The sequence below is a fragment of the Pseudobutyrivibrio ruminis AD2017 genome, from assembly GCF_000424305.1.
Taxonomy (GTDB): domain Bacteria; phylum Bacillota; class Clostridia; order Lachnospirales; family Lachnospiraceae; genus Pseudobutyrivibrio; species Pseudobutyrivibrio ruminis_B.
Map to the genome: position 1 here is coordinate 438138 of NZ_KE384162.1, position 16826 is coordinate 454963.

General features: G+C 36.3%; 13 protein-coding genes. 1 reads left to right on the forward strand and 12 read right to left on the reverse strand.

What is annotated here, in order from left to right:
• Positions 1-122: 122 nt before the first annotated feature.
• From topA to G611_RS0112325, 6 genes are all read right to left on the reverse strand, one after another.
• Positions 123-2195 carry a type I DNA topoisomerase gene (gene topA / locus G611_RS0112300; protein WP_028243884.1) on the reverse strand — a complete coding sequence of 691 codons (2073 nt, stop codon included), beginning with the start codon at positions 2193-2195 and terminating at the stop codon, positions 123-125.
• Positions 2196-2324: 129 nt separating this feature from the next.
• Positions 2325-3419: a DNA-processing protein DprA gene (gene dprA, locus G611_RS0112305; RefSeq protein ID WP_036949219.1), complete on the reverse strand. Its 1095-nt coding sequence runs from the start codon at positions 3417-3419 to the stop codon at positions 2325-2327.
• The gene (locus tag G611_RS0112310; protein ID WP_028243886.1) at positions 3419-4951 is read right to left on the reverse strand and encodes a YifB family Mg chelatase-like AAA ATPase; all 1533 of its coding nucleotides are present in this window, start codon (positions 4949-4951) and stop codon (positions 3419-3421) included. Before G611_RS0112310 ends, dprA begins: the two co-directional genes overlap by 1 nt.
• Before the next feature lie 91 nt (positions 4952-5042).
• Positions 5043-6050, reverse strand: coding sequence for a tryptophan--tRNA ligase (gene trpS / locus G611_RS0112315; protein ID WP_028243887.1), 1008 nt, complete (start codon positions 6048-6050; stop codon positions 5043-5045).
• Between the two features lie 16 nt (positions 6051-6066).
• A complete protein-coding gene (locus tag G611_RS0112320; RefSeq protein ID WP_028243888.1) occupies positions 6067-6600 on the reverse strand; it encodes a DUF5662 family protein in 534 nt (177 codons plus the stop codon).
• On the reverse strand, positions 6601-8454 hold the full coding sequence (locus G611_RS0112325) for an alpha-amylase family glycosyl hydrolase (RefSeq protein WP_028243889.1): 1854 nt from the start codon (positions 8452-8454) through the stop codon (positions 6601-6603).
• A gap of 143 nt (positions 8455-8597) precedes the next feature.
• Between G611_RS0112325 and G611_RS0112330 the strand changes: the two genes are divergently transcribed.
• A complete protein-coding gene (locus G611_RS0112330) occupies positions 8598-8909 on the forward strand; it encodes a DUF1292 domain-containing protein (protein WP_028243890.1) in 312 nt (103 codons plus the stop codon).
• Here the strand turns inward: G611_RS0112330 and G611_RS0112335 are convergent.
• From G611_RS0112335 to galT, 6 genes are all read right to left on the reverse strand, one after another.
• Entirely contained in the window at positions 8882-10708 is a 1827-nt protein-coding gene (locus G611_RS0112335; protein ID WP_028243891.1) for an ATP-dependent helicase, read from the reverse strand. The two genes, G611_RS0112330 and G611_RS0112335, sit on opposite strands and share 28 nt — an antisense overlap.
• A 54-nt stretch (positions 10709-10762) precedes the next feature.
• Positions 10763-12211 (reverse strand): glutamate--tRNA ligase, encoded by a 1449-nt coding sequence (gltX, locus tag G611_RS0112340; protein ID WP_028243892.1) that lies wholly within the window; start codon positions 12209-12211, stop codon positions 10763-10765.
• Positions 12212-12311: 100 nt separating this feature from the next.
• Entirely contained in the window at positions 12312-13565 is a 1254-nt protein-coding gene (locus G611_RS15500) for a carbohydrate-binding domain-containing protein (RefSeq protein WP_051195253.1), read from the reverse strand.
• A 2-nt stretch (positions 13566-13567) separates the two neighbouring features.
• Positions 13568-14263 (reverse strand): DUF4956 domain-containing protein, encoded by a 696-nt coding sequence (locus G611_RS0112350; RefSeq protein WP_028243893.1) that lies wholly within the window; start codon positions 14261-14263, stop codon positions 13568-13570.
• 12 nt (positions 14264-14275) lie between these two features.
• The gene (locus G611_RS0112355; protein ID WP_028243894.1) at positions 14276-14971 is read right to left on the reverse strand and encodes a polyphosphate polymerase domain-containing protein; all 696 of its coding nucleotides are present in this window, start codon (positions 14969-14971) and stop codon (positions 14276-14278) included.
• A gap of 192 nt (positions 14972-15163) precedes the next feature.
• Complete coding sequence (gene galT, locus G611_RS0112360; protein ID WP_028243895.1) at positions 15164-16657, reverse strand: UDP-glucose--hexose-1-phosphate uridylyltransferase; 1494 nt, start codon at positions 16655-16657, stop codon at positions 15164-15166.
• Between the last annotated feature and the right edge of the window lie 169 nt (positions 16658-16826).

Here is a 16826-nt window from a genome sequence, read left to right on the forward strand (position 1 = left end):
ATATTCCTCCTAAATCTAAACATACTCAAACATTCATAATCATCTTTCCCCTAATTTTGTGAAATTTGTGTATATTATAGCACCGATTGATACAAATTACAAATAATATCAGAAAATTTATACTATTTATTCTGATTTTCAACAAATCTGCATTCATCGTTGGCGCAAACTAATTTATTGCCCTTCTCAACCATGTAGGTTCCACACTTAGGACATTTTTCAGTAGTTGGTCTAGACCAGCTGATAAAATCACATTCTGGATGATTAGCGCATCCAAAGAACTTTCTACCCTTCTGAGACTTTCTGATAACAACATCTCCACCACACTTAGGGCATGGAACACCAATCTTCTCAAGGAATGGCTTTGTATTGCGGCATTCTGGGAAGCCTGGGCAAGCTAAGAATTTTCCGTGAGGACCGAATTTGACAACCATGTTTCGACCACATTCCTCACAGATAACGTCTGTAACCTCATCATGAATCTCAACCTTTGCAAGTTCTTCCTCTGCAACTTTAACAGCCTTTTCAAGGTCTGGATAGAAGTTTCTAACAACTGACTTCCATTCAACATTACCTTCTTCTACTCCGTCTAAAAGAAGCTCAAGATTAGCTGTAAACTTATCATCTACAATGATTGGGAAGGATGCTTCCATAATAGAATTAACAACCTCTCCAAGCTCTGTAACAAAAAGATTCTTTGCTTCCTTTGTGATGTAGTGACGCTTAATTAATGTTGTTATAGTAGGCGAATAAGTACTTGGTCTACCAATTCCAAGCTCCTCAAGAGTCTTAACAAGTGAAGCCTCTGTAAAATGAGGTGCTGGCTGAGTAAAGTGCTGTTTTTCTTCAAAGCTATTGAATTTAAGCTTAGTATCCTCTGTAAGCTTAGAAAGTGGATGTGTCTTTGACTCCTCTTCGTCATCAGCAGATACGTAAATCATCATGAATCCATCAAAATTGATAGATGAATCAGCTGCTGTAAACACATGATTCTTAGCCTGTACATTAAGAGATACTGTATCATAAATTGCATTTGCCATCTGGCTTGCAACGAATCTCTTCCAAACAAGCTGATATAGTCTAAACTGATCTCTTGTTAAGCTATCTTTAATTTCTGATGGAATAAGCTCAATATTAGCAGGACGAATAGCCTCATGAGCATCCTGTACCTTGCCACTATTCTTCTTAGCAGAAACATTTGCCTTTGATAAATAATTCTCTCCGTAATTACCAGTAATAAATTCTTCCGCAGCCGCTCTAGCTTCATCAGAAACTCTAGTTGAATCTGTACGAAGGTATGTAATAAGACCGATTGTGCCATGTCCCTTTACGCTAACACCTTCATAAAGCTGCTGTGCAACACTCATTGTCTTTTGAATTGAAAAATTCAAAGCCTTTGAAGCTTCCTGTTGCATAGTAGATGTTGTAAATGGAAGTGGCGCCTTCTTCTCTCTTGTGCCCTTTTTAATAGATGCTATTGAAAAATCAGCACCTTTCAAATCTTCCATTATCTTATCAAGACTTTCCTTATCTGAAATGTCTTTCTTACCAGATGTATCGCCATAATATTTAGCGACGATTGGTTTTTTAGAATGTTCTGCATCAAGCAAAACATCAAGTGTGTAATATTCCTGTGGTATAAAAGAATCTATTTCTTTTTCTCTATCACAGATGATTCGAAGAGCTACAGACTGAACACGTCCAGCCGATAAGCCTCTTTTGACCTTTGCCCAAAGAAGTGGTGAAATCTTATATCCAACCATTCTATCAAGCATACGTCTAGCTTGCTGCGCATCAACAAGATCCATATCAATTTCTCTAGGATTCTTAAGTGCGTTTTTAACAGCTGTTTTTGTAATTTCGTTAAAGGTAATACGATATACCTTTTTATCTTGTAAATTAAGGGCGTGAGTAAGATGCCATGAAATAGCTTCTCCCTCACGGTCGGGATCAGTTGCGAGATAAATCTTATCCGCTTTCTTTACTTCCTTGCGAAGCGCAGCAAGTAACTCTCCCTTTCCACGAATTGTAATATATTTAGGTTCAAAATCATTATCTGGGTCAAAGCCAAGCTGGCTCTTTGGCATGTCTCTAACATGACCTTGAGAAGCCATAACCTCATAATTACTGCCTAAAAATTTCTTGATTGTATGCACCTTCGCAGGCGACTCCACAATAACTAGATTTTTTGCCATTTAAATTTGCTCCTATATCTTAAAATAGAAATCGTTTCTCACTATACAACATTATTTTTTTATTTTCAAGAAAAAATTACCTCTATTGATGGAACAATTTAAATAAGTAGTATGTAATCTGACTACAAATCATTCCATTTTTACGTAATTATTTTTGAAGACCTCAGTTAGTATTCCTTCCTTTTCTAAGGACAATACAAGTGATAACAGTTTTAAATAATCCAGCTTGCTCTCTTCTAGTGCAGTAGAAAGACTTTTAGGATATTCATCAAACAAATCATATACCATCTTTTGTTCTTCAGTAAGTTTTAGATTTCTTTTTTTGTTATTTTCAACTTTGGGACTTTGGCCATATGCCTCTAATAATTCATTAATAAACAAATCAATATCACAGATTATTCCGGCACCCTGTGCAATAAGCTTATTAGTTCCCGTACTTAAGCTATCTCCGATACGCCCTGGAGTAACATATATATCCTTGCCGTGCTCTAGAGCAAAATCTGCTGTTATCAAAGATCCAGATTTTTCTCTGGCTTCAATAACTACTACTATATCAGAAAGTGCCGATACAATTCTATTTCTTCTAGGAAAATTCATTGCAAGTGGACTGGTACCCAGTTGATATTCTGATATAACTGCACCACCTGATGATACTATTTCTTCATATATTAAGCTATTCTCACTAGGATAAATAACATCACATCCGCTTCCTAATATAGCAACAGTATTCCCACCTTTATCAAGACAGCCTCTGTGTCCATAGGTGTCAATTCCTCTAGCCATTCCGCTAATTACTGTAAATCCATTTGCTCCTAATTTTTCACCAAGTTCCAAGGCAAGCTTCTTGCCATAAGCGCTGCATCTTCTCGCTCCAACTATTGATACAGCTCTTTTAAAATCAGGTAGCTTTCCTATATAAAACAGGCCATAAGGGACATCATATATATTCTTAAGCTTTTCAGGAAAATCATCACTTTCGATAGTAACAAAGGAAAATGGTGTATTACAAAAATCATAATACTCCTTCTCCAAATCAAATTTATTTTTATGCTCCAAAAAGGCGTCTATTGTTTTTTCATCCAATAGCTTCGAAGCCATAAGTTCTGCCTTTGTTGCATTATATATGTTATAGCTATCGTAAAAAAAGTCAATCAGTTTAGCCTTCTTGCCATATGGAACATCCTCATTTTTCATGAAAAAATATTGGTAATGTTTGCTTTCCATTAGATGCCCTCCTCCCAATATCTTTTATCCAAGCCACGATAACACAAGGCCTCCTGCAAATGTTCTAGAAGTATATCTTCACTTCCTGCCATGTCCGCGATAGTTCTGGCGACTCTTAGAACCTTATGGTAAGTTCTTGCAGTAAGGGAGTATTTTTCATACATTTGCTCCATATATTCAATTTCTTCATCAGATAAGCTGCAGAATTTATTCATCAGGCCGCTCGGAATCTGACTGTTGAATTTGAAATCATAATCCTTAAAACGGTTCCTTTGAATCTGCTGACATTTAATTACTCGCTCTCTAATATCAAATGAGCTTTCATTGTTCTGTTTCATTGAAATCTGGGCAAAATTTAATGTCGGAGCTTCTACACAAATATCAATTCTATCTAAAAGAGGCTGTGATATTTTTGATAAATATCTTTGAATTGACATTCTTGTACAATGACATCTGTTTAAGTCAGGATAATAACCACAAGAGCACGGATTCATTGCAGCCACTAACACGAAATCAGCTGGAAAAGTGAAGCTTCCTGCAGCTCTTGAGATATTCACCTGCTTATCCTCTAACGGCTGTCTTAAAATCTCCAATGTACTTTTATTAAATTCCGTAAGCTCATCTAAAAATAAAACTCCTCTGTGAGCTAATGATATTTCCCCAGGATGAGGATTATGTCCTCCTCCAACAAGCCCCTGTGCTGAGACAGTATGGTGTGGACTTCTAAAAGGTCTTGATGTAATAAGTCCCTTTCTTTCATCAAACATTCCGCAAACAGAATAAATCTTTGATAGTTCAAGCTGCTCTTTTTCATCCATCTCAGGAAGAATTGAAGGGATACATTTTGCAATCATTGATTTACCTGCGCCAGGTGGGCCAACCATAAGCATGTTATGCATGCCAGATATGGCAACCTCACAAGCTCTTCTAAGTGCATGCTGCCCGTTAATCATAGAAAAATCGCATTCATCTTCCAAGCTGTTATTGCAGATTTCTACTGCAAGCTTTTCTTCTTCAAATCTCCCATCATTCATAAGGTCGATAACATCAGATATGTTTTCAACTCCTATGCTTTTTATACCAGAAACCAGTCTTGCCTCAAGAAGATTCTCCTTTGGGACAATCAAAATTTCAAAATTATTCTTTTTGGCTTCAATCGCCATTGATAACACACCGTTTATAGGCTGTATTTTGCCATCTAAGCCAATTTCTCCGCAAAGACATATAGATGGAAGCTTTTCGCATTCAATTACGCCTATAGCCGATAATATGGCCACAGCAATAGGTAAATCAAATCCTGCTCCTGTTTTTCTAATACTTGCTGGGGATAGATTAATGGTCATTCGTTTAATAGGCAGTGCATAACCTGCATTTTTTAATGCAGCTCTAACTCGCTCCTTTGCCTCCTTCACCTCAGAGGATAGATATCCCACCATCTCAAAAATGGGCATACCTTCAGAAATATCTGCTTCCACAGATATTAGCTTTGAATCGATACCAAAAATGGTAGCGGTATTAACAATACTATACAATTGATCTCCTTACGGATAGGAAATGAATTTTAAAAAAATTAGACAGGCGTTATATTAACATACGCCTGTCTAAAAATCAACAAAATTATAACTATCTAATTCTTTCTGTTAAACCTAACTTCTTATGAACCTTTCTTAAGGTCTTGTTTGCAAAATATGAAGCCTTATCAGCATTTTCTTTGATGCATTCGTTAATGAAGGTCTTATCCTGCTCAAGCTCACGGCATCTTTCATGGAATGGAGCAAGCATATCTGCTACTGACTCGCCTACAGCAAGCTTAAAGTCGCCATAGCCCTTTCCATCAAATTCCCTTGCAACCTCATCCATAGTCTTGTTTGTAACAACGCCATAGATTTCCATAAGGTTAGAAACTCCTGGCTTATTTTCAACATCATATCTAACTTCAGCGTCAGAATCTGTAACCGCCTTCTTGAACTTACGGATGATTGTATCCTTGTCATCGATAAGATAGATTGTGGCATTAACATTCTCATCTGACTTTGACATCTTCTTATTTGGCTCTGCAAGAGACATAATTCTTGCGCCAGCCTTAGGAAAATACCCTTCTGGAATTGTAAATACATCACCGTAGATGTTATTAAATCTTTCTGCAACGTCACGGCAGATTTCCAAATGCTGCTTCTGATCAGCCCCGATTGGAACTAAATCTGTCTGATAAAGTAAAATATCTGCTGCCATTAATGCAGGATATGTAAATAAACCTGCGTTAATGTTATCTGCATGCTTTGCTGACTTATCCTTAAACTGAGTCATACGATTAAGCTCGCCCATGTAAGTAAAGCAATCTAAAACCCATCCAAGCTCAGCGTGTGCTGGTACATGTGACTGAAAATAAATACAGTTCTTCTTAGGATCAAGACCTGCAGCTACATACTGTGTGTAGATGCGTCTAGCATTCTGCTTAAATTCTGTAGGATTCTGTCTAACTGTAAGTGAATGTAAATCCATAACACCGAAGAAACAATCGTATTCTTCGTTAAGATTAACCCAATTCTTAAGCGCTCCTATATAGTTTCCAAGTGTAAGCTTGCCTGTAGCCTGCATACCTGAGTATAAAACTTTTCTTTCCTTTTCCATAATGCATTATCTCCAATTATTTATTATGTAATATATTCTTTCTGATGTATTGGTTTGTAGCTTCTTCTCCCTCATTTGCAAGATGGGTAAGCATATCCTCTAGTAACGCCGCTGTATCAGGGTGCATAAGATATTTTGCCTTACCTTTGTTGTAATATTCAAGAGCACTTCTGTCTGTGTAAGCATCCTTTTGGTAAGTCTTACATGCTGCCACTCTATCACAATACATCTCAACTACGTAGTTAACTGGCATTTTCATACCAGCCATTCCAGATTTTCCGTCTAAGGCGTAATCAATCCAGTATTCAAAATGATGTTTATTTCTTCCCTTGTGATGAAGCCATGCCATAGATACCCCATTGGCTTCTCTTTCAGCATTGTTAGGACTTTTATCCCCTTGATAATATTTTGCCCCAACTCTGAATTCTACAAAGGAATATTTAGAAAGGTCATGTAGCAGTCCCTGTTTATATAAACCAACTGCGAAGCAGCCCTTCATAACTAAATGTCTATGATGTGTAATCGTTTTAAAATGTTCCCAAGCCTTCATTTAATTCATACCTTTCTTTACTTTAATTCCAACTAAAACACTAATGGAATTGCCTGGAACATTAATTGATTGCTGGTCATGTATAGGCTTTGGAGAAAAATCTCCATCATAATCAGCAGTATTAAAACACAGGCGCCATCGTTTTCCAGGGGATAACAATGGCAAAGCCATGTCTATAGCATCGTAATGATAGTTATAGCAAACGAAAACCTCTTCGTTTTCGTTAACGTAAGCACCGTTATATAGAACCCCAAGTGCCTTCTGCTCCTCCCCTATAGACATCATCCATGGTTCTGTGCCATGGAAAGACATATCAGGAAGGCCTAAATGCCTGTAATCATTCATCAAAAACGGATTTTCAACTCTAAGACATTTATGCTTCTTTCTAAAATCAATAAGCTGTCGAACAAAATCTGTAAGCTCAGTTTTGCTTTTAGTTTTAGAAAAGACAGTGAATCCTACTTTGTTATCCTGGCAATAAGGATTGTTATTACCAAGATGAGTAGCTGCTGCTTCATCAGCTGCTACAAAAAGAGGAACACTTTGTGCAAGCATAAGCGCAGTAAATGCATTTCTCATTTCCCTGTAACGATTGGCATTTATTGTTCTATTAGTAGTCTTTCCTTCAATTCCATAGTTAAAGGAATAATTGTTATTTGTTCCATCTCTATTGTCTTCGCCATTGTCAAAATTGTGCTTTTCGCCGTAAGAAAAAGAATCCCAAAGAGAAAAACCATTAACATTGGCCATATAATTTACAAAACCATATTTAGAATTCTGGCGTCTCATATGATTAGCAAACTGAACCATGCTGCCATTCATATGATTTTCAATCTGTCTTGTAACATTCATGAAAGAATCATTGTATATAAATAAATGCTTCTTACCTGATTCTTGGCACAGAATTTCTTCTGGTATATATTCGTAAAAAATCTTAGTATCAGCAAGATATGCATCTTCTGCAATACGTTCTATTGGAGCACTACATCCAACAATATGAAAACCATCAATATGGAAATATTCAACATAATATTTAAGGCAATCAAGTATTGTATCTGCAGAAGTTTCAAATGCAAATGCCATCTCCATAATGACCTCAAGGCCACCACGATGAAGCGAGCTAACTAAATCTCTAAGCCCTTCAATGGCTTTATCAGCTCCACCAAAATAAGAAGCCTTAGGCGCAAAATATGAAGCTTCACCAAATCCCCAATAATTATGTTTATCTGTGTATTCAATGACTTCAGAAATCTTGCCATTAGGTGAAATAACCATTTTCTTTTCAAGAAAAAGCTCTTCAAAATCATATAAAGGCATAAGCTCAACTGATGTAATTCCAAGGCTCTTAAGATAATTAAGTTTAGATAATAAACCTTTATATGAGCCTATTTTTGATTGGTGCATTCCAAAGCCAGCCGTAAACCCACGTAAATGTAGCTTGTACATAACCATATCTGTAGGATTAACGTATACTTTAGAATCCTTCCAAGGCTTTTCAATATGACCTATACCGGAATAAACCTTAAAAGACGAAGACTTTCGTCCCTTATCATCGCCCCAAATATCTCTTCCGCAGATAGTGGTAGCATATGGGTCAACATATATAGCTTCATCTTCTTTTATTAAATAGCAAATACTATCAACATCAACATCTAAAAGTTCTATGGAATATGCTCTTCCAATAGCAAAATCATCCGTTAATTCAATCTCTTCAAGCTTCTTTTTTGTAGTCTTATCAAATATGATAATAGAAGCTTTTTTAGTAGCTGGCTTTTTAGCTACTGTAATTACTACCGAATTCTTTTTATTGACTCTAGGACCATACTCCCTAAAATCCCCTCTAGATACCTTCATATTTAAGCCTCGATTCAAAAAAACGTTGTGTCTAATGCATATAAACTAGCAAAAAATAATATTTCCACTAGACAATATTCCTGATGAATTATATCATAATGACATATCTTAAACAATTTTTTTATTAGGAAGGATACATAAATATGGACGAAAATGAAGTATTTCCAGTTGACAACGAAGACGATGATGTTGTTGTCACACTTAATTTAGATGATGGTACTGAAGTTACATGCGAAATTCTTACTATTTTTGATATCGGAGATCAGGATTATATTGTTCTTCTCCCACTTGATGAAAATGGTGAAGAAAACGCTGACGGCGAAGTATACATCTATCGCTATTTCGAAGATGAAACAGGCGCCCCATCACTTGATAACATTGAATCAGATGATGAGTACGCTGCAGTTTCTGCTAAGTTCGACGAGCTCTATGGCGAAAGCATGGACGAAGAATAATCTAGTTCAGTGAGGAATCGGGATTTATCCCGATTCTTTTTATTTGTATAGCTTAGATACAGATTTTTCTTAGTTCTTGTCATTCCAACGTAAAACAATCTTCTCTCACCTTCTATATCTTCTTTGGATACAGCTTTATTAGTGGGGAGTGTTCCCTCATTTGCCGATATTATGAATACATTTTCAAACTCAAGCCCTTTGCTGGCATGAAGGGTGTACAAGCCTATTTTTCCTGCTTTGTCACCGCCTCTATTTTTATTTTCGTAATCAACCTTTAGTTTAAGCATATTAAGCTTATCTATTGATTGCTTTAGTGTTTTACAATCAGATAAAACCCCACTTAGAAAATCCAAAACATCTACATATTCATTAACCTCTACCTGGTTTTTGACTGCTTCCTCCTGTAAAAAACCTCTATATCCCATAACATTTTTTATGTAGTTTATAGCTGCGGCAGGACTCATTTTAGATATGAGTCTGATATCGTTAATAAGCGCCTCAACCTGTCTAAAATTTGAAGGAGTATTACTGTAAAACTTCAGCATTCCCTCTAACGTATTTCCGTATTCGACTGCTCTTCTATGTAAATATCTATTAGGACGATTCATAACAGACAAAAGTCTTGCCTTCGTACTATTTCCAATAGCAATTTGAAAGTAATTTTCGATATCAGCAATGACAAAATGTGTATAGATATTAGGCATTTGTTCCTTTAAATAAAATGGTAGCTTTGCATTAATTAATCCATCCACAATATATCTTGCGTCATTATGATTTCGATAAAGAATTGCTATTTCACCGTAATCAATACCTGATTTTCTCAGCTTACTTATAGCTTCAATTACTCCTTTGGCCTCTAAATAATCATCGTCAAATGCTTTTATAAAAAGACCTCCTAAGGGTGATGTACTATAAATATTTTTTTCGAATCGATTTATATTTTTAGATATTAGCTTTGAAGAGGTTTCAACAATATTTTTAGGATTACGATAATTATAATTAAGTAATATCGTTTCTGCATCTTCGTAGGTACTAACAAACTTTTGCATCAGACCAGGATTTGCTCCTCTAAAGCCGTAGATAGACTGATCATCATCTCCTACACAAAAAATATTTCTGGTTCTTTGAGATAACATATTCATCAATTCAAACTGTATATCATTCATATCCTGCATTTCATCAACAAGGAAAAACGAAAATTTCTTTTGCCATCTTTTTAAAACATCAGGCTTTTCATTAAATAATCTATATGTTTTTGTTAGCATGTCATCAAAATCTACAACATGATATTTTCTTTTTAGTGATTCATATGCCTTTAAAAACTGTATTAAATCATCTTTTTCGATTATCTTTGGTTCATAGTCCAAAATGCTTTTTGCAGAATTATAAAATGCTGAAAGCTCAGCAGAATAAATTCCAAGCATGCTATTATCATCAAATCTTTTATCAATAAGTCGCATGGCATCTAGTAGTACTTTGTTTCTGTATGAGCCCATCAGTATATCCGATGTTTTATAATTCATTTCCTTCTTTAAAATGCCCCAAAATAAAGAATGGAACGTTCCGAAGGTTACCGGATATATATCATCTGATAACCTATCGAAACGTTCCTTCATTTCAATAGCTGCGGCTTTAGTGAAGGTAATCACTAAAATCTCTTCAGCTGGGACACCAGATTTTATTAATTCTATTACTCTTCGAGTAAGTACAGCTGTCTTTCCACTGCCAGGACCTGCTAAAACCATACATGGTCCTTCCTTTTTCATTACAGCTTTAAGCTGACTATTATTTAATTCCATAAATTATCTAATAGTCCAACTTACCAAAAATCTAAGGTTCCCCAACCTTATATATTAAGATAACTTTTCAATTGCTGCTTTGATACGCTTGATTGATTCTTCCTTGCCAAGAATCTCCATAAGCTCTGTTGCACCACCAGGTGTCATCTGCTTTCCTGAAACAGCTGTACGAACTGGCCAGAGCACGTATCCGTTTTTGTATTCATGCTCAGAAGCAAATCCCGAAAGAAGTGCATAAAGAGCATCGTTAGAGTAATCATCCTGAGCCTCAAGAACTGGTAAAAGCTCCTTAAGAACTGCAAGTGATGTTTCCTCGTTTGTCTTCATCTTCTTGTGAGTATACATTGAGCTATCATACTCAGGTACAGCATCAAAGAAATCAACGTGGTCCTTGATGTCTGGGAAGATTTCGATTCTTGTCTGAACCATCTTGGCAATCTTCTTAAGGTCATAATCGCCCTTAATGTATTCCTTAAGATATGGTTCAGCCATCTCATAGAACTTATCAAAGTCCATAGCCTTCATGTATTCACCGTTCATCCACTTAAGCTTTGTGATATCGAATACTGCAGGTGACTTCGAAATACGATGATAATCGAATTCCTTAACAAGCTCCTCTAAAGAGAAGATTTCGTTATCGTTTTCTGGAGACCAACCAAGTAATGCTACGAAGTTAACAACTGCTTCTGTTAAAAAGCCCTGCTCGATTAAGTCTTCGTATGAAGAATGGCCTGAACGCTTAGAAAGCTTCTGGTGCTCCTCGTTTGTAATAAGTGGGCAGTGAATGTACTTAGGTACTTCCCAACCAAATGCCTCGTAAAGACGATTGTACTTTGGTGAAGATGAAATATATTCGTTACCACGGACTACGTGTGTAATACCCATAAGGTGATCATCTACTACGTTTGCAAAATTGTATGTAGGATATCCATCAGACTTGATAAGAATCATATCGTCTAATTCTGCATTATCTACTGTAATCTCACCGTAAAGCTCATCTACGAATGTAGTTGTGCCTGTACGAGGGTTGTTCTGACGGATAACATAAGGCTTACCAGCTGCAAGATTAGCCTCTACCTCTTCCTTTGAAAGATTGAGGCAATGCTTATCATAGATATGGATTTCCTTACCACCGATAACCTGCTTACACTCCTCAAGACGCTTGTCATCGCAGAAGCAGTAATATGCCTCTCCTTTTTCAACAAGCTGCTTAGCGTACTTAAGATAGATGCCTTCTGCCTGTCTTTCAGACTGAACATAAGGGCCAAACCCCTTGTCCTTGTCAGGACCTTCATCATGGATAAGACCTGTAGCTGCAAGTGTTCTATAAATAATATCAACAGCGCCTTCAACAAGACGTTCCTGATCTGTATCTTCTATTCTAAGAAGGAAATCTCCTCCCTCGTGCTTAGCTACTAAATATGCATAAAGAGCTGTACGAAGATTACCAACGTGCATACGACCAGTTGGTGATGGTGCGAAACGTGTTCTTACCTTACTCATTATTTTTCCTCACTAATAAATAAATTTAGGACTGCATACTAAATGCAATCCTAATTTATTCTATACTAATTTCAAATTTTTTCAAGTCTCAGCGAGGGATTTATAGACTTGGTGCTTCTCCATTCAAATCTTCTGGAGGTTCACCCTCAAATCCTTCAGGTCTTTGTCCTCTTTCCATCTGGCCACCACCTTGTCCACCTACTGGACCACGGCCGCCCATGCCTCCCATATTAGCATTTGTATTTCCTGTAATATTTACTTCACCACCATTTTCAATCACCTGACTATTTGTACCGCCTTCTGCATTTACAGTTCCTCCATTAATTACTACTGAAGCGTGGTCTGCATCTATAGCTCCCTCTGGAACATCTGCCCCTGTAGCATTTATTGTTCCACCATTTATGGTAATGCATCCCTCATAGTTTCCATTACAATCAATAGCATCCCCCTTTTCACTTGTAACTGTAATTTCACCATCGTTTATTTCAATGTAATAGCTGGCATTCAAAGAATCATCAGCTGTGGTAATATCAATTGTTCCTCCATTTATATACATTGAATTTTTAGATTCAATCCCTTCATCTTCACTGCTACCTGTAATCTCGCCACCTGTCACAACAAGAACGTCTTCACTTTCAATCAAATCACTTGCAGCAGTAATGTTAATATTTCCGCCATCAATGCAAACCAAATCATTTGCATGCATACCATCTGTACCATTTGATGTGATATTGATTATTCCGCTTTCTACGTATAGCTTGTCATCTGATACAATACCATGCTTATGATTTGCAGTAATATTTAAAGTTCCTTCTCCTAAAATAACAACGTCGTCTTCGCAGGAAATAACTCCCTTTCCGATTTCCTCTCCAGTAGTTGAATCTGTCGCGTAGGTATCACTGTCAGTAAGATTATTTGTTGTGCCATCGGCCATTTCTATGTATAGGTTTTTAACCTGGCTTCCGTAGATAACAGGGCCTGTTGTACTAGTGAGAGTCACATCGTTTAATATAAGCTTTACGTTTTCTTCTGTGTTAATAACTATAGAGCAATCCTCTGATGCACCTGTAAGTGTATATGAGCCCCCTTCTGTTATAGTGCATACGCCATCCTCCGCTGCAGCGCCTGAACCACTTATATCAATACCTGAATCCGAAAATGTTATAGTTCCTTTTTCTTCCCAATCTGTTTTAACTGTTAGCACATTATAGGTTTCAGTGCCACCGCTACTTGCTGCAGCAGTTGCAGTGATTGTGTCTGTTGTAGATTTGCTGCTTGTTTTATTATTTCCGCAGGCTGTTACTGCTGCTACCATCATAATAGCCAAAATACTTAATACTATTCGTTTCTTCATAATTACAACTCCTCTGCTTCATTCATATCACATCTACCACAGATTACTGTGAGGTTACCATTTCTCATTCTGATATCATCTAAGAACTGCTTTTCTTCTCTTTCATTTTTTAGCTTAACTCTGTAATTTATCTCATACATAGACCCCATATTAGTAGTTCTTACAGCTATTTGTCTGTATGTCTTAGTATACTTTTCAAACAAATCATCAAAGATATCACTATAATCAAGATTCTCTGGTATTGTAATTCTCAAATCCTTTTCTTCAGTATTGTTAGCACCATATTTAATTGCATTTAAGATAAAATAAATGATGCAGATTGCAATTGTTAATGTTGCTGCTAAAATAACCTCTCCAACCGCACATACAATACCTATTGTCATTGAAAAGAATATAAAGCTTATGTCCCTAGAGCTTCCCTGAAGTGATCTAAATCTTACTAATGAAAATGCTCCAAGTACTGCGATAGATGTTCCGAAATTCCCATTTACTACTAATAATACGATACAAACTAAAATAGGAAGTGTTATCAAGGTTCGTGCAAAGTTTTTTGAAATCCTATTGCCAGTTTTCATGTAAGTTAAAGAAATAAGTAATCCAAGTAACCCTGCCGCCACTGAATAGATAACAGCGATACTATTTGTTATTTCCACCTCAGCTGTCGAGGTTCCCGATAATGCTAATAAAATTGACTCCATGTTATTTTCTCCTTACGCTTCTTTTAATTGTTTCTTATAGAAATTTCCATACTTTGAAAATGAAGTTGGATAAATCTGATACTTTGATAACAGCCTTGCAAACCAAAGTGGCATGGCATCTGAAATTTTCACCTCCATCAGCCTGGTGCCTTCATCTAATAAATAATCATTATCCTCATCAACATATAATGTAAGATTTTCATCTCTGCTTCTAATGTTGATATCAAAGGTAACTCTAAATTCAGGGTCCTCTTTTCCAAACATTGCTATTCTGTCATAGGCTATGTATCTTTTAGGCTCCAATGGATAATGCCTGAAGAAATAATCTATCTCTTTAAATATCTGATTTGGATTGGTAGGCATCCTACCATCTATGAGATACATTTCAGCCTCTTCCATAGGAATAGCTACTCTTCGTTTATTAACTAACCCCTTGTACTTTTTCTTAATTTCTAAAAAGCACATACTGTCATAAGCGGGTTCTCCATAGCACCGGACTCTGAATTTTTCTTTATACTTTGGACCTTCTATAGAAGTGCGAATAAGTTCATCAGTTGGTGTGTCATAATATATATTTCTTATTGTGTGAAGTCCGTATTCATCTTCTAACATGTAATCATCCAATTCTTTTTTGAATTCCATGTAAGTTTTCTCATCTAACAAAAACTTCTTTTCGTATCTGTTAAATACCTTTTGTATTTGCCCCATATTCTTGCCTCCTTTAGATTGCCCTGTGTTATTGTGATTAAAATTTAGTTTAGTAAAGTGAAGGTGTGGTGAAGAGCTACAAAAGATTGAACGAAGTTTAGCCGAATGTTTTTACATAGAATTTACCCAAAATAAAAAATCCGCTTTGAGATATATTCATCTCAAAACGGATTTAGATACTTGTATATTAAACTATAAAGAATTTATAAATCTCATAAATGCATCAAGGCCTTCTTCGTTATTCTTGTATACACCAGCACACTCAAGAACCTCACAGAATACCTTTCCGATTTCCTGTTCAAGGATTTCATTAACATTAGTAGCATCGATATGGTCATAATTCTTAGAAAACTCATCTACCCAATCTGCATGCTTTTCAAGGACTTCATTACTTCTTAAATCCTTGCCATTTACTATGTAATCAGCAAGCTGCTCCATTTCGCCCTTAAGACGACTTGGAAGAACAGCAAGCCCCATAACCTCAATAAGGCCAATGTTTTCCTTCTTTATATGATGTAAATGAGCATGTGGATGATAAACACCAAGTGGATGCTCTTCTGTTGTAATGTTGTTTCTAAGAGCAAGATCAAGCTCGAATAAATCCCCACGCTTTCTGGCAATTGGAGTAATTGTATTGTGCTTTTCTCCATCTGTTTCAGCAAAAACAAATGCAGCCTCATCAGTGTAGCCTCTCCATGCATTAAGGATGTGCTCTGCTAAATCGATGATTCTCTTCTCATCCTTGCACTGAAGTCTGATTACTGAAAGTGGCCATTTAACAATTCCAGCTTTAACATCCTCAAAGCCATTTACTGTAAATTCCTTTATAATAGGAGCCTTTTCCATGGCAAATGTGTAATGTCCACCCTGGAAATGATCATGACTAAGGATTGAGCCACCGACGATTGGAAGATCTGCATTGCTTCCAAGGAAGTAGTGTGGGAACTGCTTTACAAAATCAAAAAGCTTTACAAATGTAGCACGCTCAATCTTCATAGGTGTATGCTCACCATTAAATACGATGCAATGCTCGTTGTAATATACGTATGGGCTGTACTGGAAGCCCCATTTGCTATCATTTATAGTGATAGGAATAATACGATGGTTCTCTCTGGCTGGATGATTTGTACGTCCTGCATAACCCTCGTTTTCAATACAAAGCTGACACTTTGGATAAGCAGACTGCTTAGCGTTCTTAGCTGCTGCTATAGCCTTTGGATCCTTTTCTGGCTTTGACAGATTTATAGTGATATCAAGTGTTCCATAATCAGTCTCTGTAGTCCACTTTAAATCCTTTTTAACTCTATATGTTCTGATGTAATCAGAATTACGACTCATATTATAGAAGAAATCCGTTGCTGCTTCTGGACCTTCATTCTTATAAATACTATAAAACTTTTCGATAACCTGGGAAGGTCTAGGACAAAGCTGATTCATAAGCTTTGTATCAAATAAATCTCTATATGTAATAGAATCCTCGATGATGCCACGCTTTACTGCTTCATCTAATAAATCCTTTAAAACATCCTCTAAAACAATATTTGATAAATCACAATCAGGGTCAGTATACTCATCCTCTTTCATACATTCTAATAAAAGATTTGTAGTATAAATTCTCTCACATTCTGGTGTAAGTCCCTTATCAATCCCATATTGAACTAATTTTTTTATACTCTCCTGTAGCATAGGCTCCTCCAAAATAAAAAATAGTTTCCAAAGATCATCTCTTCGGAAACTATTTTACACCTTTTCAGTTTTCTACTTCAAGTATTCTTGATAATAAAAAATGCAAAAATGACTATTAAAAACCCGCCTTAATCAACTAATAGTTTATGGTCCTCAACTTATAGTTGAT